The organism is Candidatus Defluviilinea proxima, from assembly GCA_016721115.1.
In the GTDB taxonomy this organism is placed as follows: domain Bacteria; phylum Chloroflexota; class Anaerolineae; order Anaerolineales; family Villigracilaceae; genus Defluviilinea; species Defluviilinea proxima.
The window spans coordinates 35609-59774 of the sequence record JADKIW010000001.1 but is presented as its reverse complement, the minus strand read 5'-3'; the positions used below and the strand labels follow the sequence as shown (position 1 = coordinate 59774).

The following is a 24166-nucleotide window of genomic DNA, read 5'->3' as shown; positions in this document are numbered from 1 at the left end:
TAGGGATGGGTAGCTGCCCATCCCTACAAAATCATTTCATAAAATTCTTCGCAATTGGGTCCACTGTACGATGCGGGATCAAATGCGCAATATGCTCGAATGGTTCGTTCATATGCGGGAAACTCGTTGCAAGCATAAACTCGTTTTGAAAATCGGGGTCAGTGGGCAATTCAAACCGTTCCACCTGTCGTGTCACGGAATCGATCTCGTTGCGTTTCTCCACATTCAGCAACGCGATGCGCGCGCCATCACCCGCTGCATTCCCGACCGCGTACACATTCTCCAACACGCAATCAGGGATCAAGCCGATCAACATCGCCTTCTCTTTATCAATATAACTTCCGAAGCCACCCGCCAAAATAATTTTATCAGGCGCTTGTAGTTTACTGCGCTTCAACAATGTACGCGCCGCCACGAACAACGCGGCTTTCGCCAATTGTATCTGCCTTACATCCTGTTGAGTGATGGGAATGTCTCTTCCAATGGATGTTTCCTCCGCCCAGGCAATGACATACTCCCAGCCGGTTTCTCCCTCTCGCACACGCTTCGACTTTAGCTCTTTTTTGAATCTGCCCCGAGAATCTATGATCTGCGCCCGGAACAATTCTGCCACCGCATCGATGATCGCGGATCCACATATCCCTTTGACCTGACCTTTGAATTCAGCGTGGTCTGTGTTCCAACCGTCCACGCCGATGACTTTGTACTTTGGCTCAAGCGTCGTTTCGTCAATGTGGACTCGTTCAATGGCACCGGGCGCAGCTCGCATACCGTACTCCACATGCGCGCCTTCGAGTGCGGGACCTGTCGGTGTGGATGTACACATCAAACGCTTGCGATTGCCGAGCACGAGCTCTGCATTTGTGCCTACATCGATCAATAGCCAGTTCTCATCCTGCTTGTGCGGTTCTTCTGCAAGGATAACAGCGCTTGTATCCGCGCCCACAAAGGATGCAATGGTGGGGAGGATGTGAATGTTCCCAGATGCATTGATGTGTAATCCCAACTCTCGCGCTTTGATATCCACTGACTCATGGATAGCTGGCACGAACGGCGCAAGTCCCAAGTCCTTGGGGTGTAAGTTTAATAGAATATGGTGCATAGTGGAGTTGCCTACCAAAACCATTTCCAATATTTCATCTACTTTTATGTCATTGCGAGGGCGCTCTTGCTCTTTGCCCGAAGCAATCTTGCCTTCGTTCCTAGGAGATTGCTTCGCAACGTGCGCTCGCAATGACGTATTTGCCGTCTTCACCGCTTGTTTCAACAAAGTATTCAGTGTGGAGATGATCGCCTTGTGTAATTTCTCCAAACCATCTTCATGCTCAATCGTGTACTGAATACGGGACATTACATCCTCACCGTACACGATCTGCGGATTCATCTCGGATTCAGCCGCAAGCAATTCGCCCGTGCGAAGATTACACAAATACAAGGCAACCGTTGTCGAGCCAATGTCCACGGCCGCACCGTAGCTGTCTTCGTGGTATCCAGCCTGAACTGCGATGACTTCTTTATCGTTCCAAACGGATACGGTCACGTTCCAATTCGCGTCGCGCAAGGTCTTGGATAACGTGCGCAAGCATTGATAATCAATTGAGAGCTCATACCAGCGTGGAAGTTTCTCTTCTGTACCGCGTACCAGCGCCATTGAAGTCTCAAGTCCCTTGGCGAGTCGTTCCCAATCTGCAATAGGACGCTCCAGATTTGGCGGGGTCATCGAAACCAGATATTTCCGGATCGAAGGCTTGATCTCAATGTGCCGTTCTTTCGCGCTCTTGCGGACGATCTGTTTATTTCCGCGACTTTCTTCGGGGACATTGATCAACACATCGCCCATGACCTTGCACTGGCACGATAAACGGACTTGTCCGATCTCCCAACCTTTATCTTTTAATAACTTGGGTCTACGTTCGAGATAGGAGCGTTCTTCTATTCCAACAGGGGAGAGGTTGTTACGCTTTGAGTCGATGTTGTATTTTTCGAAACGACCCTCTTCCACCAGGACCATGCACTTGCCACATGTGGCGTTCTCTGCACAAATGGATTCAATGTCCACGCCGAGTTCACGCGCGGCAGTACGGACAGATGTGCCTTCTTCCACTTGTCCGCGGCGGCCTGATGGTTGCAGGATGATGTTGTGTTTTGTCATGGTTGATCTGTGGAGGACGGCAATTGCCGTTCCCTACGCGGAATCCGCATTTCGCTTGGGAATTTCAATTTTGGCGAACTCAGCTTCCAGTTCAGAAAGAAGCGCGTCTGCCACTTCTTCGGGCGAGCCGTCACGTTCGATCCAGTCACTGCGTTTGTATTGCGCGCTGTAGTCCTCTGAAGATGTGATCCCAACAGCCATGGCATAAGCATCGATCGCATTTTGTATCTTTTGCGAGAGTTGTTTTTTTACTGTGCGTCCATCACCTTCAACAGTGATGGAGGATGGGATATGTTTCCAATAAAAGATGCGATAGCGGGCCATGTTGGTTCCTCGTATTGTATATAATTTTGTCTTGTGGATTGTAAGGTAGGATATTGCACGGGTCAATATAAAAAATAAAAACCCCGCCGTATGGCGGGGTAAAGTTTCAATATCTGACTAACTAAAATGGAAGCAAGTTTCGTTCCCATAAGATCAACCACGCTGAAAAAGCGATGAACAACAGGATGAGAAGGATACCTGTGAGCGTCCAACGGAAACTTTTAATGTACGTACGATCTGGGTAGGCACCGAAGCCGCGCGACTCGATGGCGAGCGCTGTGCTTTCGGCTTTGCGCAAACTATTCACAATGACAGTGAACATATATCTCTGCCACAAGCGGATGCGATGCCGAATGGGGGAGTGCGAGGCACGTCCGCGGATGGCGTGCGCGGCTTTGACCGCGTCCACTTCCTGTTGCACGATGGGGAGGAAGCGCAACGCCAAAAAGATCGCGAACGCATACCGATACGGCATACCGATGCGGACGAGGCCTGTCATCAGATCGCGGATGTCTGTTGTCCAGATGAAGATGAAGGACGCCAACACCATAACCGTGATACGCAGGAAAAGTTCAAGGCCTCTCTCAAACCCTTGTTGGCCGAGAGTCAATCCCGCAACATGGATGAAAGATGTGGATGGCGTGATGAACAGATTTACCACGAACAGCAACGTGCCCATGATCAGAATGATCGGCGCCGATTGCCAAACAGTTCGGAGTGAAACTCTTGCCAGCAGAATTGTGATGAGGATCAGCACACCAAGCATCATAGCGCGCGCCAGATTGCCTTGTAATTGGAAGGTGATCACAATTACGAGCACCACCCAAACCAATTTACTTAACGCATCAATGCGGGTGAAGAAAGAGCCATTATCCACATAGCGCAGGGAATGTTCACTCATTGCATGGCTCCGATGAATTCATCGACAGTATTCAAACCATCCGGTACAGAAACACCCTGCCCACGCAGACCATCTACCAGCCGTCGCAATGTGGTTGCACGCAGAGATGCGCGTTCCAGCACGTCAGGCGAATTGAAAAGCGAATTAGGACTTCCATCAAAGATCTTTTGTCCGTCTGCCATCACAATGGCTCGTTCGATGTGCGCATCCACAAGTCGCATGTCATGCGTGATCATGAGAACTGTGATGCCTTCCTTACGCAAGTTATTGATGAGATTCATCAGACTTTCTGTAAGACGGCGATCCTGACCGTAGGTCGGCTCATCCACAATGAGAAGTCTGGCACTGCCTGCGATCAGCATGGTTGCCACCCCAAGCCTTCTCTTGGCGCCTGCACTCAATGAGAAGGGATGGCTGTCTGATGTCTCAGTGATTTCGAGACGTTTCAACATATCTTGCACACGGGTAGCGACGATGGTTTTGTCGTCGATGCCTTGTGCTAATAAACTATATTCCAACTCCTCACGGACGGTATCGCACAGGAATTGATGTTCAGGGTTTTGAAAGACGAGTGCGATTTGTGTAGCGAGGTCTTGTACTCTCCATTGCTTGGACTTACGCCCGAACATGGTAAGTTCACCGTTGGTTGGTCTTAGCAAGCCAACCAACATTTTACTGAGCGTGCTCTTCCCTGCACCGTTCTGCCCAACGATGGCGACGATCTCGCCTTGTCGGATCTCGAACGAAACACCGCGTAAGGCTTTGAACTTATTGCCATACGTGAACTCGGTATTTTGCGCGTGGATGAGAACGTTCTCTTTTTTCTCTATTTTGGATGTAACCTGCGGCGCGCTAAAGCGCGTCTTGGAAAACTCTTCAACGGCTTCTTCCACTGTGATCGGAATCTTCTTTATGGATTTGCCTGCTGCCTTCAAGCGCAAGCCGATCTCTGTTGTTTCAGGAAGCCAAACCCCCAGCTCCAACATTTTCTTCCCGTGCTTGGAAACTACATCACGCGGAGCGCCCTGTGCAATGACGTGTCCATCCGCTAGCAGGATCATGTCATCAGCTTCTGCCATGAATTCATCGAGGTCTTTTGTGACCAGCACAACAGACTTCCCTTCATCTCGCAGACGAAGGATAAGTTCATGCACAGAGTGGGTGGTAGCGGGGTCGAGGTTGGCAGTGGGTTCATCGAGAACGATGAGAGGAGTCTGCATTGCAAGAACAGAAGCCAGTCCCAACTTTTGAGTCTGACCGCCGGACATGGCCCAAACGAGGTTGTTGCGCAAATGTCCCATCCCTACATAATCAAGGGATTGTTCAACACTCTTCAATATTTCAGCAGGTTCGCGACGGAGGTTCTCTGGTCCAAAAGCGACCTCATCCTCCACTTTGAGCGTGGCAAACATCCACTCAGGGTCTTGGAACAACATGCCTGTGGATTTGGCCAGCTCTTGCACAGATGTATTGGATACATCGTGTCCATCCACGGTGACTGTGCCATTTAACTTACCACCGAGGATCTGAGGAATGATCCCATTGAGCAACATGCACAACGTGGACTTGCCTGAGCCCGATGGCCCGACAAGAAGCGTGAAAGACCCGCGCCGCACTGTTAGATTTACATCCACCAGTGCAGGCGTGGGCTTCCCATAATGTTGATACGTGACCTGATCAAACTTGACGAGCGGTTTGTCAGTTGTTGTTTTGTTTCTCGTCACAAAAAAATCCAAAGGCTCCAGCTATCGTTATTCGCGCCGTGTGGCTCGTAACAACCCGGTGTTTTCGATCATTTTACCGAGGAAGAAACCAAGCAAGCCAGAGAAAATGAAACCTGATACGAGATTGATAGGTGCGGCAATCAGGTAGTCTTGTAATGAGCTCCAACCGTAGAGAACGAAGCTCCAGACCGTTCCGAATTGGGATGCGCCAGCGCCAGCGAGACCGAAGACCAGCCAGCCAAATTTTCCATAGTTGCAGAACCACATTACAACTTCGGCGCCAATGCCTTGTGCGATGCCCCAGCCTAGGGTGCTCAAGCCAGCTTGGTTACCGAGCAAGGCTTCCACAGCGGCTTCGACGATACCGATGATGAGCATGGAGCCAGATTTGCGGACAAGGAAATACGCCAGCAAGTAAGCCCACATGAAGGTGCCTTGTAATGCGGCGCCATAGATCGGGCTGACAGTATTGGCGGCGTACCAAACATTTCCCATCCAGGTGTTGATGACACCGGCGAGGGCACCGAGCACGGCCATAATGACAAGGTCAGAAGTGGAATAATTGAAATTAAAACCGCCTTTGCCGGTTGGGTCAGATTTGACCACACGGGCGATCAGGCCAAGGACAACGAGAATAACGAGATTGATGATGATAATAGTGGGTGTATTCATTGCATTCTTCCTCTCTTTTCTTTGGGTATTTGATTTGCATCAGGGATAATTCCCTGAAAACGCCTTGGGATGTTAAAGCTTTAAACCCATTTCTTTCAATTCCGTTTTGACTTCTTCGTACATCTTCTGCCAGAAATCACGAGGTTCGATCTTTTGCAGATCATACACATCATCGAACGGCTTGCCCGGGTTCCCATTTTCCAGTGCGAAGACATGTTCATACTTCGATAATAACTGGAGGACAAGAGCATTCGCGTCTTTTCTGGACATTTTCATTCTGTGTGTTGCCAAAGCGACCTCTGCCATCAACCGCGCCTCCAACCCTGAACAATTGGGCTGATTGCCATCTGCGGCGCCACAGCCTTCGAGATGGCCTCCGCTCACTGCATTGACGATGGCATTGGCGGCCGTTTCATATAATAACTCTTTTGTCCCTGAGCCAGATTTGGGATAAATATCAGCAACGATAATGGAAGGTGCATACCGGGCAAACGCCTGTGCCGTGGCATTGATGACCCACAACACCTCACGTGTGGAAGTGGCAATGTGCCGCACATGAATGGGGTGGAGGATGTGATAGTCCGCGAGGCAGGTGATATTCGCTATTAAATAAGAAGCAACATTGATCACTGCTGAACCAGCAGGTCCGCCACCCAGCCCGCCGACGATCACACACGGAAGCGATGCATTGACCATGCCATATTCCAGAGAGTTGACCGCTCGAGAGATATTGCGATGATCCATTTTGAGTTCATTCAAGACCGGCACGAGGTGCGAGTCGCACTTACGTAAATAATCGGGGTGCGCCGCCGCAAGATCGCCCAATTCTGAAACGCTCGATTGCGCCGCTAGCATGCCCATACCTGCACGCCCGACCCGCTTGAGTCCCTGACGCATGTATTGCAGTTCGCGGCGTGTCGAAACGATCTCAATAGGGTTACCCGTGCGCACTTCGCGCCCGTCCACTTCGACCAAGGTGCCGCAGGTAGCGAGGTCGATTAAAGGCTCCTGCATATAGGAGAGAACGTTCGCGAGAAAAATACGTTCAGGAATAGGCGTCCCTGGCGACCCGCCAAAGAATAACGGAGCCCGCTCATCGTCGAGATGACGCGCGTATAACGTCCGCGCATCTTTACCTTCGCCCATGATGACAGACTGTGGCATGTTGCGGATGCCGTTGTCGATCTCATCCTGCGAAATTTCGATAATACGTTCGGTCGTGCGGCTATAAGCGCCGACTGTTATAGCCAGTTCGTATCCTGCATCAAAGATCGCTTTGGAAAGAGAAGCGTCATCGGTGACGAGGTCTTCCTTGTTCCACTCCAGTTTGTATTTCTTGACGAGCCGTTTGGTGGTCATGGCGATCTTATCGAGATCCCAACTCTCTTCAGAAATATAAGGACCTTCATTCGCGCGATCAAGAATATCAAGATAATTCAGCATGTGTTTCTCCGATAAATGACATGTAGGGGCGGAGCATTGCTCCGCCCCTACATTGTGTTAAGAGGTATAGCCCATCTTTTCGCGTGCCAGTTTCACCGCGTCTGCCGCATTTTTTGCGGTGCCATCCGCGCCGATGGCTTTTGCCCAATCGGGGGTGACGGATGCGCCGCCCACCAGAACAATATACTTTTGGCGGATGCCGCGTGCGTCCAGCAATCGAATGAGGTCTTTCATGAAAGGCATGGATGTGGTCAACAAAGCCGACAGGGAAATGATTTGTGCATCGATCTCCTCTGCTTTATCAATAATGGATTTGATCGGAACGTCCACGCCCATATCGGTCACTTCGAAGCCTGCAGCGGTCAACATCGAAGAGACGATGTTCTTGCCGATATCGTGAATATCGGTTTGTACTGTGGCCGAAACAACCCGCCCTTTTACCTTGCTCTCGGCGCCGGAGTATTTCTCCAATAATACGGGTTTCACAACTTCCATGGCGCCTTTCAAAGCACGCCCGGCCAACATCAATTCGGGTAAAAAGTATTCGTTGCGCTCAAAGCGTTTTCCCACTTCGTCTGCGCCGTTCATCAGTCCTGTATTCAAGATCTCCAAGGGATCAATATTTGCCGATAAAGCGGCGTTGGTAGCATCGGCGGCGTCTTCTGCTTCTCCGTCGATCACGGCGTTGGTAATGGCTTGCAAGTATGTATTTTCAGACATACCGTCTCCTGACTCTTTTGCAAAGTTGTAAGGATTGTATGATAGTTACAGTGTCAGGTCAATGACAATTCCGTTAAGTACGTTCGGCAAGAGCATTTCCAGCCAGCCAACCTGTTGTCCATGATGATTGAAAATTGAAGCCGCCAGTGATACCGTCAATATCCAATACCTCACCTGCAAAGAATAGACCGTCCGCTACGCGGCTTTGCATGGTTTTGAAATCCACTTCCTTCAAACTCACACCGCCGCACGTGACAAATTCTTCCTTGAATTGTCCCTTGCCTTCGATCTTGAACTCACCACCAGTCAACTCTTGCGCCAGTTTTCGTAACTCTGCTTTTGAAACATCGCCCCAATTCTTGTCACCGATAAAATGAACTAGTTGTTTCCATAATCTTATAGGGACTTGTGAGAACGCAGGCGTAGAAGCGACCTTTTTGCGCACATTCTCCTTCCATTCTTTGTTGTGTTGCAAAATATCCAACGCCTTATCGAACGAATAATCGTCAAGCCAATTTACGATCAACTTTCCTCGATACTTCTTCTCAAATAACTCACGTGCTCCCCAGGCAGAGATCCGCAACACAGCAGGTCCACTCAAGCCCCAATGTGTGATCAGGATCGGTCCGCGTTGAGTGATCGCATCCATTTGCAGAGTCACATTTTCAACCGACACACCGGCCAACCCATTGATCCGTTTGTCTTTCACGTTGAATGTAAATAATGAAGGCACAAGCTCCACAACAGTGTGTCCCAGCGATTGGACGATGTCCAACGTTTTACGGTCACTGCCTGTGGCAAGCAACAACTTATTTGTTTGGAGATAAAGGACCTTCGCCTCTTTTCGGACCTCGAGTCTGAATCCTCCTCCTGGATTTTTTTCCACCTTTAGCAGACTCGCACCTAATTCCATTTTTACGCCAGCTTCACGCGCCGCATCTCGCAAACAATGTGCGATCGTATTCGAATCATCTGTAGAAGGGAACATGCGCCCATCGGCTTCTGTCTTTAATTTCACACTATGCGATTCAAACCACCGAATCGTGTCCTGTGGCTGAAAACGACTGAACGCCCCGCGCAGTTCAGTCCCGCCGCGTGGATAAAATGAGATCAATTGAGCGGGGTCAAAGCACGCATGCGTGACATTACATCTCCCACCGCCAGAGATGACGACCTTGCCTAAGGTCTGACTTGACTTCTCGATGATCAATACATTTAATTTCGGCGTTAATTCTGCGCAACGGATTGCCGCAAAGAACCCCGCAGGCCCGCCACCGACTACGATCACATCCCATTCATTATCCATTTAAATTAGTATCCTGTCTTGAGATCAAATACAACATTCGTAGAATCTTCAACTCATCATAACTCAATTTGCCATTTAACTTATCGAATACGGGCTTGAGATACGTTGGGCTGAGTTCATCGAATGCGGCGAAAGCTATTTGTTGTTGGTCGGGCGTTGCGGTAGTGAGTGCCTGTAGACCGTCCCTGTTTTGCACCTTATTTCCCGCCATGATGTACTTCATCAAATGGTCGAGGATGGTGCCTGTCACAAATCCGTATTGCTCCATCAGTGCTTGGATGGTTGCACCGTTGTTGAAAGCTTCGGCAATGACGCGTGTACGACCGCCGATTTCTCCTTTTCCACTTGGGGGTGGAGCCTGTGACAACCGAGATGTTTCTTTGATGCTATGCTTCTCACAATATGACTTGATTACTTCTAAAAATGTATCGCCATATTTTTCTAGTTTCGCCTGCCCCACACCAGCAATGTTCAACAGACTCTTACTCGATTGCGGGTAATACGCTGACATCTCGATCAACGTTTTATCTGAGAAGATCACATATGGTGGCACGCCTGCTGTATCCGCCATCTCTTTTCGTTTTTGGCGCAGAATGGCAAACAGCGCACTGTTATATTCGATCGCTGTTTTCTTACCTTTTGTTTGGACGCGCTCCGCTTCTTGCATGACGCCGAAAATTGTTTCCCGTTTCTTGAGCGACTCCAACGCCTTGACCGTGAGACTTAGCGTATGGAACTCGCCTTCCTGCTTGAGATACCCCATGCTCAAAAGTTGACGGGCGATATGCATCCACTGTTTCTTTGTCAGCTCTGTGCCGATGCCATACGTGGATAGTTTCTCGTGTTCCCAACGCAATACTTTCTCGTTTTTCGAACCGAGCAAAATATCTACAATATGACCCGCACCAAATTTTTCATCCGCGCGTTTGACGCAGGAGAGAAATTTCTGGGCGTAGAGGGTGATGTCTGCAAGAGGGGTGGGGGCGGAGGTACAGTTGTCGCAGTTGGAGCAGTTATCGGCTTGGTATGATTCGCCGAAGTAGTTGAGAAGCGGCTTACGGCGACAGGTCCGTTCATCTTCAGCGTAGCGGACAATCGCGTCGAGATGTCCAATAGCGACTCGTTTTTCATTACCTTCTTTTTGGTCGATGAAATATCTCAGCTTGGCGACATCCGAATAGCTATAAAGAAGCAAGCAGTGCGCGGGCAAGCCGTCACGCCCTGCACGGCCGATCTCTTGATAATAGCCTTCGATGCTTTTGGGAAGATCGAAGTGAATGACGAAACGAACGTTGGGCTTGTTGATGCCCATACCGAACGCAATCGTGGCAACAATGATCTGCGCATCGTCACGAATGAACGCCTCTTGATTTTTGCGCCGTTCTGAATCTTCGAGCCCTGCGTGATACGGGCGGACTGAATAACCGCGCAATTTGAGATAGGCAGAGAGTTCATCCACTCCACGGCGTGAGAAACAATAGATGATGCCAGATTGATCTTTATAGCGTTCAAGCATTTCAATGGCCTGAGCATATATATCGCGTTTGGGCATGACTTCGATATAAAGATTATCACGGTTGAAACTCGCGACGAATTCATTCGTTGTGGAAAACTTGAGCGTTGTACGAATATCCTGCCGCACGCGGGATGTGGCGGTGGCAGTGAGCGCCAAACAAACTGCTTTGGGGAAGCGTTTGCGTACTTCCACGATCTGGCGATACTCAGGGCGAAAGTCATGTCCCCACTCAGAGATACAATGTGCTTCATCTATAGTGATGCAATCCACTTGGACGGAATCAAGAAGCGAAAGGATCCGCTGGGTAAGAAGCGTTTCAGGCGCAACATAGAGTAGCTTCACCTCACCGTTGCGAACATATTCCATGTTCTCCTGATATTCCTGCGGCGATAACGTACTGTTGAGAAAAAGAGACGGCACACCATATGCACGCAACTGTTCCACCTGGTCTTTCATCAAAGCAATTAGTGGAGAGACGACGACAGTCAGCCCATCGAACAGAAGGGACGGGATTTGATAGCACAGTGATTTGCCTCCGCCTGTGGGCATGACAGCGAGAGTATCTTTGCGAGCTAATACGTTTTCGATCACTTCACTTTGAAGTGGACGAAACGTATCGTAGCCAAAGGTCTCTTTGAGGATGGAAGCAGGGGAGGGCATGGGCGATAGTATAACAAAACAAAATCGCCCCGATACATTGTATCGGGGCAGAAATTGTTACTTGTAAAAGTCTTGGCGGCTTGCCCCATACCTGTGGTTGGCCTGATGCAGGGTCAACAAAACTGTTTGATTAATTAGACAAAGAGACGCCCAGTTTCTGGGCGTCCTACTTGAGATCAGAGCTATTTCGTGCGCTTTTACGGAGCTGTCGTCACTCTCCAGATCACATTCCCAACATCGTCTGCCACTAGAAGGGCACCGAATTTATCAATGGCAACGCCTACTGGTCGCCCCATATTGTCGCCATTCTTAGCGATAAACCCTGTCAGAACCTCTAATGGATCACCTGATGGCATGCCATCTGTAAACGGCACGAAGATAACTTGGTAGCCGTTGCGCGGCTCGCGATTCCACGAACCATGCTGCCCCACAAACATTCCGTTCGCAAAGCGGGCGGGCAAGTTGTTTCCGATGGAATAGGTAAGTCCCAAGGGAGCTGTATGTGATCCCAATGCATAATCAGGTACGATAGCCGATGCCACCAGGTCTGGATTTTGCGGTGCTACTCGCGTGTCAACGTGATCTCCGTAATAGCTAAAAGGCCAACCATAAAACGCACCGTCCTGGACGGAAGTTAGATAATCGGGCACCAGATCGTTTCCTAACTCATCACGTTCATTAACTACCACCCATAAAGTTCCAGAATCTATGTCCCACGCCATCCCTACAGGGTTTCGCAAACCCGAAGCAAAAATGCGATGGCTGCCTGTTTGAAGGTCTACCTCCCAGATCGACGCACGTTCCTGTTCTGCCGCAAGCCCGTTCTCTGCGATATTGCTATTGGAACCAACGGAAACATATAACTTCGTTCCATCTGCACTGGCAACCAGTCCCTTGGTCCAATGATGGTTGATCGTGCCTGCCGGTAGGTCTGTTATTTTTGTGGGTTTGGCGGTGATCTCAGTCTCCCCTTCTGTATAAGGGAATGACACAACTGCGTCGGTATTCGCGACATAGAATACATCTCCCACCAATACCATCCCGAACGGCGAATGCAATCCGTTGATGAATATCGATTTCGTCTCTGCAACTCCATCTCCATCTGCGTCTCGCAGGAGAGTTATGCGATCTGCGCTTGGCACAGCGGCTCCAGCCTTCTTCTGAAAGAGATTGAAAAACCAGCCTTTGATTCCTTTTGAGTCATCTGGGCGATTTGCAGGTGCATTAGTTTCTGCCACGAGCACATCTCCGTTGGGAAGCACATATATCCAACGCGGGTGATCCAATCCGCTGGCAAATGCGTTCACTTCCGTGCCGTCGGCTGCTATAGGTTTCTCACCATTTATCCAACCCGTGGCCTTGGCGACATTTATTACGGGAATCAATCGTTGATCCGGAGTTGGAAGCTTGGGGTTCGTCCCGTAGCCGCTGATCGGTGGTAGTGCTGTTGTACCCCTGAATATTGAAAAGCCTAAGATAACTACCAACACTAATACCAAACTCACTGCCAGAGTGAGTGTAATTGATCTGTTTTTCATACTAAAAATCTCCATTGGAAAGAAGGCTGAAATTTAAATTTTTATATAGACTTAGTGAACACACTCATCTTATATTGAACACTCATCATTTACACCCTGTGATTGGGGAGTACTCTTCCCCGCTATTCATGGGATATATAGAGTGGTAACGTTTAGCATACTTGCGGTGCGAAGGTTTATAGATTCTGTCTAAATCTCCCCCAAGTAGCGGAGGTAAACATACCCCGGTCGATGGATACGGGTGGGAAGTGTTTACTATATGATGAGTTGTATAACAAATCGCTCAAAAGGAGAAATCTCATGTTGTACACCATCATCGTAATTCTAATCATCCTGTGGTTGCTCGGCTTTTTAGGTTCAAACATAAGCCCAAGTTTTCCGAAAACCGGCGGGTGGATTCACACTTTGGTTGTTCTTGCCATCATCCTCATCGTTTTAAATTTGTTGGGGGTCATTTAACTCCGCACTTTTTTGCAAACAAGAGGCAGTTTGATAAGCTGCCTGTTCACACAAAAGAATAGCATTCTCGAAACGAGGTATCTGTGATTAATCGTAATCTGACCCAACGATATAAGATATTGATCGTTGGGGTTATCACATTTACATTTGGCTTTTTCGCATATTTAACCCCGGCGATGGCTGGAAGAACTCTTGACTCGAATTTATGCGGTCAAGGTTCTGCCCCTGATTACGGCTTCACTTACGATCTACAACAGACCCATTGGACGGTGGATTGGCAGGGCTATGTATCAGATGATGCTGTGACCAAGGTTGATATGATTCTTGACAGGTTGAACGGGGATTCCATCGCGCAAACGATGATCCTCATCCAACCGCAAGATAAGGTTGGCAACCGTGTGAACTGTGCCGTGCATTTCCTGCGTTACATGCAACTGGGCTTGACGGATGGCGCACGCAAGGATAACGGCTTTGTCTTTTTGATCGTTGTCGACCCCACCGACATTGACGTGCATTACGGCGTTGGGCTGGGACTGCCGGCATTAACCGCCTCCGAACTGACAACCCTCAACCGCTCCGCTGAGGAAGTCTACCAGTCTACAAAAAGCATGGACCAGGCATTGTTAACCTTGGTACAGGGATTCGAAAAAGTTGCACGGAGCAACTACGAGCCGCTGATTTACCCTACACAAACTCCAGAAACGATGAACCTGCCAGAACTGCCTTCAGGGCCGCTGGGCATTTTCGCTATCTGCGGTCTGGTGTGTATAGGTGTCTTCTTTTTGTTGTTTCTGATGTGGATGCTCCCCAGGTTGGCGCGCGGTGGTATCGGCTTTAATCCATATGGTGGTTCGGGTTCACGGGGGGCAGGTTTCCCATTAGGTGGGGGCAGGGGTGGTAGTGGGCCATCGTCACGTAGTGGCAGCGGCGGTGGTCGCTCCGGACGCGGCAATTAAAAAGAAAAGGATGTTAAATCATGAAACGCTATATTAAACAGATCATTGCCATTCTTATGATGGTTGCTATAGTAGCCGGGCTGACCGGCTGTGGGGTCGTCAAATCAGGCACGGACGAATACAACGAGCTGGTTGCGTTGGTACAGGGAGTGCAGTCAGCGGCCGCCAATTTTCAATTAGTGACGGATACGCAGTATGCCAAGATCCAGGCTAAAACGCAGATCACCAGTGACTATTACAATGCCGTCAGCACCAGCGGTGAGGTATGGACGGGAAACTTCCGTTCTCAAGCGGATGCGCTGACGAACCTGTTGAATAATTATCGCGATGAAAACGGTCAGCCGTTGGACCCAGCCAAGCTGAACTTGAACACACTGAATGGTAAGGGCGCATTGCCCGATGGCTTGGGGCAGGGCTTCACACTTTACGTCAACGCAATTACTCAGGCTCCTCCACCCGTGCCGGATGCTGCAGTGACCCTGGCGCTTGGAGATACTGTTGACGAAGGAATGAATACCATTCAATTAGCAGGCACCGATTGGAATGACGCCGTCAAAGCCTACAACACTCGACGGGCGCAGATCAAGGGCGAGATTGTAGCGCGCGTTTCAACCTATTTCGGTTTTGAACTGCCGGTGACCTTTCCCTATTATCAGGGCGGCAATGCCGGTCAGCCTATCCAGAATCCACTGGCCACACAAAAGCCATAGCAATTTGGTTTTTACAAACATGAAAAATAATACAGTATCAAAAAATATTATTGAAACACGGGACTTAACTAAAAGTTTTGATGGAGGTGTTGTCGTACAACATCTAAGCATGCAAGTGCCCCGTGGCATCATCTTTGGTTTCGTTGGCCCAAGTGGATGTGGAAAAACGACGACCGTCCGTTTATTAACAGGTTTTTATAAACCTACTTCTGGTACATTGAGTGTGTTGGATAAAACTCCAACTGAATTTTCGAAATCGGACCGCGAAAAAATAGGATATCTGATCCAACAATTTGTCTTATACCCGGACCTAACTGTTTGGGAAAACTTAAATTTTGCAGCTTCATTTTATGGCGTCGGCCTTTTTCGGTGGGGGCGTTTAAATAAGCTGCTCGATTTTGTAGAGTTGAGAGAAGATAAATATAAATTAGCGAAGAATCTCTCTGGAGGGATGAAAAGGCGCCTCAGCCTGGCTGCCACATTGGTGCACAACCCGGAATTACTTTTTCTGGATGAGCCTACTGCCGGGATTGATCCGCTCCTGCGCCGCAAGTTCTGGGATTACTTTAAGGGATTAAAGGCAGATGGTCACACTCTGTTTATCACCACACAATATGTGGGTGAAGCTGCATTTTGTGACCTGGTTGGGGTGATGTACGAGGGCAGACTACTGATGATCGAAACCCCGGATGGGCTGCGCAGAAAAGCCTATGGTGGGGATGTGATTGGTATCAGGACCAACGAAGAACTCAGGTTTGAACACAGACAGCAATTAGAAAGCCTGCCCTTCGTGCGCGGAAAAGTAAAAATTGTCAGTGACCAGGAGGTTGAAGTCGTTGTAGATGATGCAAGTACAGCAGTTGCAAACTTGTTGGAATGGTTTCAGGCACAAAAGTTGACTGTGGCGATGATGGAGCAAAAATCGCCCTCCTTTGATGATGTGTTCATTAGATTAATTGAAATGGATGTTGCGAATGATTAGATTCTTCAAATTCCTTATCCGAATTTCTTCATTCATAGGCAAGGAACTAACAGAAATTTTTCGCCAGCCCAAACTTATTTTGACACTCGTATTAGGACCGTTCTTAATCATGTTTTTATTCGGATTGGCATATCCTGACCAAAACCGAATTTTGAGAACAATATTTGTAGTCACAGATCCAAATTCTTTTCAGCGGGATGTGGGTAAATTCACCCATTCCTTCAGTTCGACGAGTATTGATTATGTGATAGAAAATGATAAAGAGAAAGCACTGGCAAAACTTGCACTCAATCAAACTGACATGGTGATCGTCGTACCGTATGCTCCGTTCGAGACTATTCAAAACAACCAGCAGGCAGAGTTCCTTGTTTATCATAATGAAGTCGACCCATTCCAGGTCGGATATATCCAGTCTGTAGCAAGAATATATGTGGATGAGCTTAATCGTCAAATTTTACAATCTGGGGCTGAACAGGAAAAAGAGAACTCGGGTTACCTGCAAGACAATTTAAAAACTGCAATTGTAGAAACACAGGCGCTTCGAAAGATCCTTCTAGCGGAAGACGTTAATGCGGCAACACAAGCTGCAGATCTTGAGAAAGATATCACTGGTCTTCATGAAAAACTCATCACATTTCGTTCATTGGCATCTGGTGTTTTGGTCAGTCCGTTCGAAGTAAAAGTCACCGGGCTATCCGGTAGCATATTGACTGTAACCGGGTTCTTTGTTCCAGCAGTGATCGTCCTGCTTCTGCAACATGTATCCATAACTTTTGCGTCTCTATCCATTGTTCGAGAAACACGCTCCGGGATCATGGAATTGTTCAGAGTATCTCCTGTCACAGCTTTTGAAACTTTAGTTGGGAAATATCTTAGTTATCTATTCTTTGAGACCATACTGGCCGGTGTTATTACTGCTCTTGCTGTCTGGCTGCTCAATGTCCACATTTTAGGTCACTTGCAGGATTATGCCCTAGCTGTGGTTGTCCTGCTTTTTACATCCTTGGGGGTAGGCTTCCTGATCTCTTTGATCTCAGAAACCGATACTCAGGCTGTTCAATATTCGATGCTCTTATTGCTGGCAAGCATTTTCTTTAGCGGATTTTTTCTGGACTTGCGCTTGATGAAGGAACCTGCCACATACCTTGCATGGTCATTACCTGCTACGTATGGCATTCGAATGCTACAAGATATTATGCTGCGTGGGTCATCAATACCCTTAGTGGTATTTCTGGGAATTGCAGCCATCGGAATCGTACTTTTCTTGATGGACTGGATGCTCCTACGAAAAAAAATGGAAAGTCAATACGCCTAAATGTAAACTGCTAGGCGTATAAAAACCATCTATTTTGAGGCAATCTAACTAAAGGAGTTACCGTGAAAGGTTATGTACAAAACATCGAAAGTGTCGCAGTCAAGAATGAAGATTTTCGCCAGGTGCTTTACACCGCCAAGAACTGTCAGCTCGTTGTAATGGCGCTGAAGCCAAAAGAGGAGATCGGGATGGAGACGCATAAACTTGATCAGTTCTTTCGGGTGGAGGAAGGGACGGGCGAGGCCGTTTTGGATGGCGTTCGCACAGCGATCAGCGCGGGATTCGCTGTGCTCGTGCCTGCCGGAGCGGAACACAACATCATCAATACCGGTACTGTTCCAATGAAACTCTATACGCTCTATTCACCGCCTAATCATCGAGATGGCGTTATCCACCATACACACGCCGAAGCGGAAAAGGATAACGAACACTTCGACGGTAAAACGACGGAATAAGAATCTGGCTGAACGCTGGGATATGTCTCGCAATCGTTTCGACTATATAGTCGAAACGATTGCCGATTTCGATGTCTGGTGATCATGAAAGAGGATCTCTCGAGGAAGTAAATATGCCAGAAAAAATAGCCAACCGTCGCCCGCTTAGGGCAAAGCTCATCTTTAACGCAATATCGGGTCGGTTGGATGAATCGCCACATCAGCTCGCTGAAATCCTTAACGAGATGCAAAACCAGTATATTTTGCCAGAGGTCTATATGGTGCGCCCGGAGAGTCAAATTGAAGCCATTATCCATAGCGCAATTAAGGGAGGCATCAAACTGGTTGTTGTAGCAGGTGGTGACGGTACCATTGATAGCGTTGTAGGAGCCATGATAGGCAGATCTGCAACTCTTGGCATTATTCCCATCGGTACGCGAAACAATTTAGCCTACAACTTGGGTGTTCCAAGCACAATTCCGGGTGCTGTGACGCTTCTGCGCGAGGGACGTCGACTAAAGATTGATGTTGGAAAAATGCGACATGGACGGGCAAGCCGTTGGTTCCTAGAAGATGCAACATTGGGACTCTTGTCCGATATATATCCGTTTGCCGACAGTGTCCAACATGGCGATTTGACACAAATTGTGAATCTATTGTCCACAGTTGTCTCTTCAACACCGTCACGTCTGCGAATGATTCTTGATGGACATAAGCGGATCGATATGAGTGCATACATGGTGTTGATTGCCAATATGCCTTATATTGGACCGCGCTTTCAAATTTCCCCCGATGTATCCTGGAACGACAACCGACTTGACGTTTTTGTTTTTTCCGATATGAGCAAACTGGACCTGATCTCCTACGCCATGCAGTCTACTGGTGGTGCAGTAGATGATATTCGCGTCAAGCATTACCGCATCAAGCGAGTGAATATCCATTCTGACCCACCCATGCCGGTGCTTGCCGATGGTGTGCTTCTTGACATTGGTCCAGTCACAGCCCAAGTTCACCCTCGTGCCCTTGCGATCATAGGCGGTGCGGCCAATACAGCGATAGGGGAACACCTCACAACATAGTGATGACCGCCGTTGGGCTGATTGCAACCTCTTCGCCATTATTAAAGAAATTTCTGAACGTAATTTTAAGGCATCACACTGCAATAGTACTGACTATTCGGGAGGTTATGTGAATTGACTACAGAACTCATTCTCATCCGGCACGGCAATGCTGTGCGTGTAAACGGGGACTACTATCATGCACCCCTGACATCCCTTGGGCAAGAGCAGGCTACCCAGACGGGGCAATATTTTAGCGTTCCTGAAAATCATCTCGATGGCATTTATTCAAGTCCCCTGCGTCGCACACAGGAAACTGCAAAGATCATCGGGGCAAAGATCGGGCTAGACCCGGAATTGCGGCCAGGTGTACAGGAATTAATGTTCTTCGAGATGCCAACATTGGTGCTCATGGAAATTCTTTCGATTTTTGATCCTGTCGAAGATTATCTAGATGCACGGGTAGGGATGCCGATTCGATGGCCGATCGAAGGACGCGTTTCAGCGGTGTTATTGGATATCTTAACCAAACATCCAGATCAACGCGTGGCTGTAGTTGCTCATGCTGGTGTGATCTCGGCAGCGCTTTCATGGTATTTCCCTGAGAAGCGTTGGCGTTGGTGGCGAACCACCGTTAGTAATTGTTCCTTAACAAGATTCAAAGTGGAAGGCAATCGAGCAGAACTTTTAGCGGTAAACGATGTAAAACATTTAAGCCCTGTGATCGTTACTACACAGCCCCCAACAGCAACTGTTGAAGTTGCCAAGGAAGTCCATCCGACTGAAAAAGTAATGATTTTTGACAAGCCACCAGATAAGAAGAATTGATGTAGTCTTTCACCATGGAATAGAGTGGTTAATAAAAAACTCCCCTGCTTTGAAAAGCAGGGGAGTGGCGTATAGGCTTGAGCTAATTTGCGGCAGGTACTAACACCGGGCGAAACTTATACCCGTATACCAGATATGTACCCCGTAGGACAGATTCGATTTCGGTTGTAAGGCGGAAAATTGGCAACGGCACCTGTCTTATTCGGCCACATAACAGGCTCTGCAATTGCTAAATTTTAGTTGTTGTGGCTAACAGGTCTTTCCGTTGTGTCGATAGAAGAAGTCTAGGATAAATATCTAAAAAACAATTACACCTTAGCATAGTTAGGGTGTAATTGATCAAATAGGGTATATGAACCCCTGAGGGGCAGGGATACACACAATCGGACATATTTTTCATGCTCTGTTAGAAATAGGAGGTTAAATTTGAGGGCAAATCTCAAACCCCTATAGAACCATAGACCTGAATATGCCGCGTTGGGCAAACCCGATTTTTCACTCCATTCCGAATGTTATAATCAAAAAATTCTTTCACAATGATCCAACGACTTCAAACCCAGCTTATCTTGCTTTTTATAGCTTTTGCATCGCTTGTGCTCGTCTCTGTTGGCGTCACCTATTGGGGTTTGCAGACTCAGGGACAGGATGCGCTGGTTATCAACCTAGCGGGACGTCAGCGGATGTTGATTCAGCAGATGACGCGGCTGTCGTTTCAATTGCAGGATGGGGATGAGTCTGCGCCTGCGGCGTTGAAGGAATCTGAACAAATCTTTAGCCAGACCTTATCTGCTTTGCAACATGGGGGAAGCGCGCCGTATCTAGCGGATAGTGTCGTTAATTTGCCAGCGGCAAGTGATGCACAGATTCAGAAAGCATTGCGTGATGTAGAGTCCAGTTGGGGCCAATACCGTTCCACTTTGGACGCGATGGATTCTTCCGCTTCACTGCAAGTCACCCTGGAAGGACAATCCGATGACTTGGTTCAAAAAGCCGATGTGGTGGTGCGTTTATATGAAGCGACTTCAACCGCCAAGGTGAATCGCTTACGTATCATTCAAGTTGTATTTTTAGTTTTCGCAATGCTGTTGCTCGCAGTGGGCGCATGGATGACGCGCCGCTCCCTGCTCAAGCCGTTGGACGATTTGGTTTTGGCGGCAAAAAGACTCGGGGAGAATCAGCTAGATGCGCCGATTCAGGTTGAAGGTCCAGAAGAGATGCGGACGTTGTCACAAGCGTTCGATGAAATGCGATCCCGTCTCCACGTCGCACATGAAGAACTCATCCAATGGAATGCCACGCTCGAACAACGCGTTGCCCAACGCACACGTGAACTCGAAACGCTCAACGAAGTCAGCCGTGAAATTTCTTCGCGGCTTGATATTCAACAGGTGTTGAATTCTGTCACTGAAAAGGCGCGGACGTTGTTAGGCGGTGAGGTGGCGTCGTTGTGCCTCGTGGATGAAAGCCAGCATTGGTTGAAACTTCAAACGTTGAGCGGTCCGAAACATGCGGTGGTTGGGGACACGATGCGCGCCGACAATGATTTTGCCGATGCCGTGTTGGCGGGTGATGGCGCGATGATCTGCGGCGTGGGTTCGTGCCAGGGCGGATGCCGCATGTTGTCCGATGAATATCGCACCAGCCATTTGGCGGCGCCGCTTCGCATTGGCAATCGCGTGATCGGCGCGTTGTGCGTGGGAAGCCCCGCGCAAAATCAATTCGCCGCAGAGTCAGCAGATATGTTAACCAAGCTCGCAAACGTCGCCGTGATTGCGTTGGAAAATGCACGTTTGTTTGCGCAAGCCGAACGCGTGGCAACTCTTGAGGAGCGACGCCGCGTTGCCGCAGAGATGCACGATGGGCTTGGGCAAACGCTCAGTTATCTCGGCTTGATGACCGATCAGGTTGTCGAATTTCTTTCCGATGGGCAGGAAACTTCTGCGCTTGATCGTTTGCATAAAACTCGCGCAACGATCAGCAAAGCCACAAGCGATGTGCGCCGCGCGATCAATAAGTTGATGGATGATACACCTGTAGCGAAGGATTTATGCACACGCGTGCATGACACACTGGACGAAATCGCCTCACAACATGACTTGGAATCGGTCTGGCGTTCTGACACAGACTCTGCGCCTGATTGCTCTCCGCAAATCGCCGAGCAGGTTTACAACATCACGCGTGAGGCGTTGATCAATGCGGCGCGACATGCACATGCAAAACAAATCAGCGTGCATGTGGGGCGCAGCGATGAAAATTATTTCGTGACCGTTGAAGATGATGGAAATGGATTCGATACATCCCAACCCGCGCCCAGTGGACATTTCGGTTTGCAGATCATGCAGGCGCGCGCAAAACATATTGGCGGGACAGTTGAACTTCAATCCATGCCTGGAAGCGGAACGCGCGTCACATTAATGTGGTCTGTGGAGGAAAGAGATTAAGATGGAACGAGTCCGTGTATTACTGGCTGACGACCACGCCCTCTTTCGTGAGGGGTTGGCAGGCATCATCAACAACCAACCTGATATGCAAGTGGTGGGTGAAGCCAATGATGGATTGGAAGCCTTTGTCAAAGCGCAGGAATTAAAACCTGACCTGATCTTAATGGACGTGCAAATGCCGGGCATGGATGGCATTGAAGCGGTGCGGCAAATTAAACAGATTCTGCCTGAGACGATCATTGTCATGTTGACCGTCCGTGGGGATGACAACATGCTCTTCGAAGCGATTAAGAATGGCGCTCAAGGTTATCTGTTGAAAGATATTCAATCACAATATATGCTGGAGATGTTGCGCGGCGCATTACGCGGAGAAGCCGCCATATCGCCAAGTCTTGCGGGACGCGTCCTCTCGGAATTTCGGCGGTTGAGCAAAGGCAGCGTGTCTGAGAAAGAAGATGACAGCGGGCTGACCGAGCGGGAACAGCAGGTATTAGTAGAAGCATCCAAAGGCGCAACGGATAAAGAGATCGCCACCACGTTGAACATCAGCCTGAATACGGTCAAGACACACATACGCAATATCCTGTCGAAGTTACACGTGTCCACACGGCGTGAGGCGACGAGGGCGGCGCAAGCCAAGGGTATTTTGTAAAGCAGAGTAACAATTCAGCATGTCGTTGCGAGGCGGGCTTTTGTTCTTCCCGCCGAAGCAATCTCTTATTACGAGGAGACTGCTTCGGCAAAACCAAGAGCGCCTCGCAGCGACATGATCTGTGGCTGAGTAGTTAATACCAGAAGAACTAATTCTTTTTGAAAAAGAGTGATTTGATAATCACTCTTTTTTCATTCCAATTGCGGGATGGGGGAGGATGGGATTGCACCGTGATTCCAATTAACCTTGGGGCAGACTTTGTTCTATTTATCACATACGACCATGTCAAAGCATAGAGTTCTGTTGATCTGCTCTACGAACCTCTTCGGCGAAAGCCTGGAGATGATTTTGCGCACAGAAAAAGATATTGAGCTGATCGGTTCATGGAAATTAGGCGACCCGAATATTTGTGAGCGATTGCTGGAAGCGAAGCCGTCCGTCGTTGTTATTGCGGATGAGAACTTGCAGAGCGAGACCGCGGATGAATTGACCAGATCCATTATCGAGCAATACTCGGAACTTTCTGTGATCCGCACGGGGCTGAGCGAGAACGTCTTTCGAATCGTTTCCACGCACACATTGCCCGCCCGCGGCGACAATCTGCTTGAAACCATTCGCAACAGTGCCAACCGCACACAGGAAGCGAACGGATCTAAATCCAAAAACAGTTAGCCAGGAGTTTGCATAACCCATGATAAACAGAAACGGCAAATTGAAAGAACGAATACCTCTCTTGTCCATTGTGTTTCTTCTATTCTTGCTCGTTGGGTGCGGAGCCGCGCCTGAGCAAGAGATAGCCCAACCTGCTTCCGCCGAAGCCATTGCGGCTGGGGATGTTGAAAACGGACGGAAGTTATTTATGGGCTATGCCCACTTCGAGCATGAAGGTCCACCCTGCATGGGATGTCATAGCGTGGGCGATAACGGAATCCTTGGCGGCGGGGCGCTAGGACCCAACCTGACCGACGTATCCACAGAGCGCAGTGATGAGGAAATCGTTGGCGTTCTCTCGAATACGGGATCGGTCATCTCGCCAGTGATGAAACCTATATATGAAACTGATCCCCTCACAGAAGGGGAGCAAGCCGACTTGCTCGCTTTCATGAAATCATCCGTTGGGCAACCCGAAGCGGACAAGGAACTGTTGGTGTTCGGCATCAGCATTCTTGGCACGATTGGCGCCGCTATCGTACTTGGGTTTATCTATCGCAACCGTTTACGGAGAGTCCGTGCGGCGTTGGTCAAGCAAGCCGAAGCGGAAATCAGGAAGTAGAAAGCAAGACTTGCGCAGAACCACTGACCACAGACCGTGGTCAAAAAACAGAGTTTTGCCAAGCCTTATAAAGGAACCCCATCGGGTTTTCAAGGAGACATT

Annotated in this window: 22 protein-coding genes; 12 read left to right on the top strand and 10 right to left on the bottom strand. The window is 48.8% G+C overall.

Annotated features, from left to right (window positions below):
• Positions 1–31 precede the first annotated feature (31 nt).
• The 10 genes from IPP66_00300 to IPP66_00255 all read right to left on the bottom strand — a co-directional run bounded on the left by IPP66_00300 (position 32) and on the right by IPP66_00255 (position 12956).
• On the bottom strand, positions 32–2152 hold the full coding sequence (locus IPP66_00300) for a DUF4445 domain-containing protein (GenBank protein ID MBK9923710.1): 2121 nt from the start codon (positions 2150–2152) through the stop codon (positions 32–34).
• A 33-nt stretch (positions 2153–2185) separates the two neighbouring features.
• Positions 2186–2476, bottom strand: coding sequence for a virulence factor (locus IPP66_00295; GenBank protein ID MBK9923709.1), 291 nt, complete (start codon positions 2474–2476; stop codon positions 2186–2188).
• Positions 2477–2597: 121 nt separating this feature from the next.
• The gene (locus IPP66_00290) at positions 2598–3377 is read right to left on the bottom strand and encodes an energy-coupling factor transporter transmembrane protein EcfT (protein ID MBK9923708.1); all 780 of its coding nucleotides are present in this window, start codon (positions 3375–3377) and stop codon (positions 2598–2600) included.
• Positions 3374–5101, bottom strand: coding sequence for an energy-coupling factor ABC transporter ATP-binding protein (locus tag IPP66_00285; GenBank protein MBK9923707.1), 1728 nt, complete (start codon positions 5099–5101; stop codon positions 3374–3376). Before IPP66_00285 ends, IPP66_00290 begins: the two co-directional genes overlap by 4 nt.
• A 27-nt stretch (positions 5102–5128) precedes the next feature.
• Positions 5129–5773 carry an ECF transporter S component gene (locus IPP66_00280; GenBank protein MBK9923706.1) on the bottom strand — a complete coding sequence of 215 codons (645 nt, stop codon included), beginning with the start codon at positions 5771–5773 and terminating at the stop codon, positions 5129–5131.
• Positions 5774–5845: 72 nt separating this feature from the next.
• The gene (locus IPP66_00275) at positions 5846–7216 is read right to left on the bottom strand and encodes a monomethylamine:corrinoid methyltransferase (GenBank protein MBK9923705.1); all 1371 of its coding nucleotides are present in this window, start codon (positions 7214–7216) and stop codon (positions 5846–5848) included.
• Between the two features lie 57 nt (positions 7217–7273).
• Positions 7274–7936 carry a corrinoid protein gene (locus tag IPP66_00270; GenBank protein MBK9923704.1) on the bottom strand — a complete coding sequence of 221 codons (663 nt, stop codon included), beginning with the start codon at positions 7934–7936 and terminating at the stop codon, positions 7274–7276.
• Between the two features lie 73 nt (positions 7937–8009).
• On the bottom strand, positions 8010–9242 hold the full coding sequence (locus IPP66_00265) for an NAD(P)/FAD-dependent oxidoreductase (GenBank protein MBK9923703.1): 1233 nt from the start codon (positions 9240–9242) through the stop codon (positions 8010–8012).
• Positions 9235–11418, bottom strand: coding sequence for a DNA helicase RecQ (recQ, locus tag IPP66_00260; protein MBK9923702.1), 2184 nt, complete (start codon positions 11416–11418; stop codon positions 9235–9237). The genes IPP66_00265 and recQ overlap by 8 nt, the downstream gene beginning before the upstream one ends.
• A 197-nt stretch (positions 11419–11615) precedes the next feature.
• On the bottom strand, positions 11616–12956 hold the full coding sequence (locus tag IPP66_00255) for a sorbosone dehydrogenase family protein (GenBank protein ID MBK9923701.1): 1341 nt from the start codon (positions 12954–12956) through the stop codon (positions 11616–11618).
• A gap of 300 nt (positions 12957–13256) precedes the next feature.
• Here IPP66_00255 and IPP66_00250 point away from each other — a divergent pair, with 300 nt between their 5' ends.
• The 12 genes from IPP66_00250 to IPP66_00195 all read left to right on the top strand — a co-directional run bounded on the left by IPP66_00250 (position 13257) and on the right by IPP66_00195 (position 24064).
• Positions 13257–13415, top strand: a complete 159-nt coding sequence (locus IPP66_00250; protein MBK9923700.1) for a lmo0937 family membrane protein — start codon at positions 13257–13259, stop codon at positions 13413–13415.
• An 83-nt stretch (positions 13416–13498) separates the two neighbouring features.
• The gene (locus tag IPP66_00245) at positions 13499–14371 is read left to right on the top strand and encodes a hypothetical protein (protein ID MBK9923699.1); all 873 of its coding nucleotides are present in this window, start codon (positions 13499–13501) and stop codon (positions 14369–14371) included.
• Between the two features lie 20 nt (positions 14372–14391).
• On the top strand, positions 14392–15081 hold the full coding sequence (locus IPP66_00240) for a hypothetical protein (GenBank protein MBK9923698.1): 690 nt from the start codon (positions 14392–14394) through the stop codon (positions 15079–15081).
• Between the two features lie 19 nt (positions 15082–15100).
• The gene (locus tag IPP66_00235) at positions 15101–16063 is read left to right on the top strand and encodes an ABC transporter ATP-binding protein (GenBank protein ID MBK9923697.1); all 963 of its coding nucleotides are present in this window, start codon (positions 15101–15103) and stop codon (positions 16061–16063) included.
• Positions 16038–17378, top strand: coding sequence for an ABC transporter permease (locus tag IPP66_00230; GenBank protein ID MBK9923696.1), 1341 nt, complete (start codon positions 16038–16040; stop codon positions 17376–17378). The genes IPP66_00235 and IPP66_00230 overlap by 26 nt, the downstream gene beginning before the upstream one ends.
• 62 nt (positions 17379–17440) lie before the next feature.
• Positions 17441–17833: a cupin domain-containing protein gene (locus tag IPP66_00225; GenBank protein MBK9923695.1), complete on the top strand. Its 393-nt coding sequence runs from the start codon at positions 17441–17443 to the stop codon at positions 17831–17833.
• 113 nt (positions 17834–17946) lie between these two features.
• A complete protein-coding gene (locus tag IPP66_00220; GenBank protein MBK9923694.1) occupies positions 17947–18891 on the top strand; it encodes a hypothetical protein in 945 nt (314 codons plus the stop codon).
• Positions 18892–19005: 114 nt separating this feature from the next.
• The gene (locus tag IPP66_00215; protein ID MBK9923693.1) at positions 19006–19698 is read left to right on the top strand and encodes a histidine phosphatase family protein; all 693 of its coding nucleotides are present in this window, start codon (positions 19006–19008) and stop codon (positions 19696–19698) included.
• 536 nt (positions 19699–20234) lie between these two features.
• On the top strand, positions 20235–22139 hold the full coding sequence (locus IPP66_00210) for a type IV pili methyl-accepting chemotaxis transducer N-terminal domain-containing protein (GenBank protein MBK9923692.1): 1905 nt from the start codon (positions 20235–20237) through the stop codon (positions 22137–22139).
• Between the two features lies 1 nt (position 22140).
• A complete protein-coding gene (locus IPP66_00205; protein ID MBK9923691.1) occupies positions 22141–22791 on the top strand; it encodes a response regulator transcription factor in 651 nt (216 codons plus the stop codon).
• Positions 22792–23139: 348 nt separating this feature from the next.
• Complete coding sequence (locus tag IPP66_00200; protein ID MBK9923690.1) at positions 23140–23463, top strand: hypothetical protein; 324 nt, start codon at positions 23140–23142, stop codon at positions 23461–23463.
• 19 nt (positions 23464–23482) lie between these two features.
• Entirely contained in the window at positions 23483–24064 is a 582-nt protein-coding gene (locus tag IPP66_00195) for a cytochrome c (GenBank protein ID MBK9923689.1), read from the top strand.
• The last annotated feature ends 102 nt before the right edge of the window (positions 24065–24166 follow it).

Excerpts from the sequence above, each read along its gene's own strand:
- IPP66_00280 (MBK9923706.1), bottom strand. The coding sequence starts at position 5,773 with ATGAATACACCCACTATTATCATCATCAATCTCGTTATTCTCGTTGTC.
- IPP66_00205 (MBK9923691.1), top strand. The coding sequence starts at position 22,141 with ATGGAACGAGTCCGTGTATTACTGGCTGACGACCACGCCCTCTTTCGT.
- IPP66_00210 (MBK9923692.1), top strand. The coding sequence starts at position 20,235 with ATGATCCAACGACTTCAAACCCAGCTTATCTTGCTTTTTATAGCTTTT.
- IPP66_00220 (MBK9923694.1), top strand. The coding sequence starts at position 17,947 with ATGCCAGAAAAAATAGCCAACCGTCGCCCGCTTAGGGCAAAGCTCATC.
- IPP66_00235 (MBK9923697.1), top strand. The coding sequence starts at position 15,101 with ATGAAAAATAATACAGTATCAAAAAATATTATTGAAACACGGGACTTA.
- IPP66_00270 (MBK9923704.1), bottom strand. The coding sequence starts at position 7,936 with ATGTCTGAAAATACATACTTGCAAGCCATTACCAACGCCGTGATCGAC.
- IPP66_00240 (MBK9923698.1), top strand. The coding sequence starts at position 14,392 with ATGAAACGCTATATTAAACAGATCATTGCCATTCTTATGATGGTTGCT.
- IPP66_00255 (MBK9923701.1), bottom strand. The coding sequence starts at position 12,956 with ATGAAAAACAGATCAATTACACTCACTCTGGCAGTGAGTTTGGTATTA.
- IPP66_00290 (MBK9923708.1), bottom strand. The coding sequence starts at position 3,377 with ATGAGTGAACATTCCCTGCGCTATGTGGATAATGGCTCTTTCTTCACC.
- IPP66_00295 (MBK9923709.1), bottom strand. The coding sequence starts at position 2,476 with ATGGCCCGCTATCGCATCTTTTATTGGAAACATATCCCATCCTCCATC.
- IPP66_00195 (MBK9923689.1), top strand. The coding sequence starts at position 23,483 with ATGATAAACAGAAACGGCAAATTGAAAGAACGAATACCTCTCTTGTCC.
- IPP66_00265 (MBK9923703.1), bottom strand. The coding sequence starts at position 9,242 with ATGGATAATGAATGGGATGTGATCGTAGTCGGTGGCGGGCCTGCGGGG.
- IPP66_00250 (MBK9923700.1), top strand. The coding sequence starts at position 13,257 with ATGTTGTACACCATCATCGTAATTCTAATCATCCTGTGGTTGCTCGGC.
- IPP66_00275 (MBK9923705.1), bottom strand. The coding sequence starts at position 7,216 with ATGCTGAATTATCTTGATATTCTTGATCGCGCGAATGAAGGTCCTTAT.
- IPP66_00300 (MBK9923710.1), bottom strand. The coding sequence starts at position 2,152 with ATGACAAAACACAACATCATCCTGCAACCATCAGGCCGCCGCGGACAA.
- recQ (MBK9923702.1), bottom strand. The coding sequence starts at position 11,418 with ATGCCCTCCCCTGCTTCCATCCTCAAAGAGACCTTTGGCTACGATACG.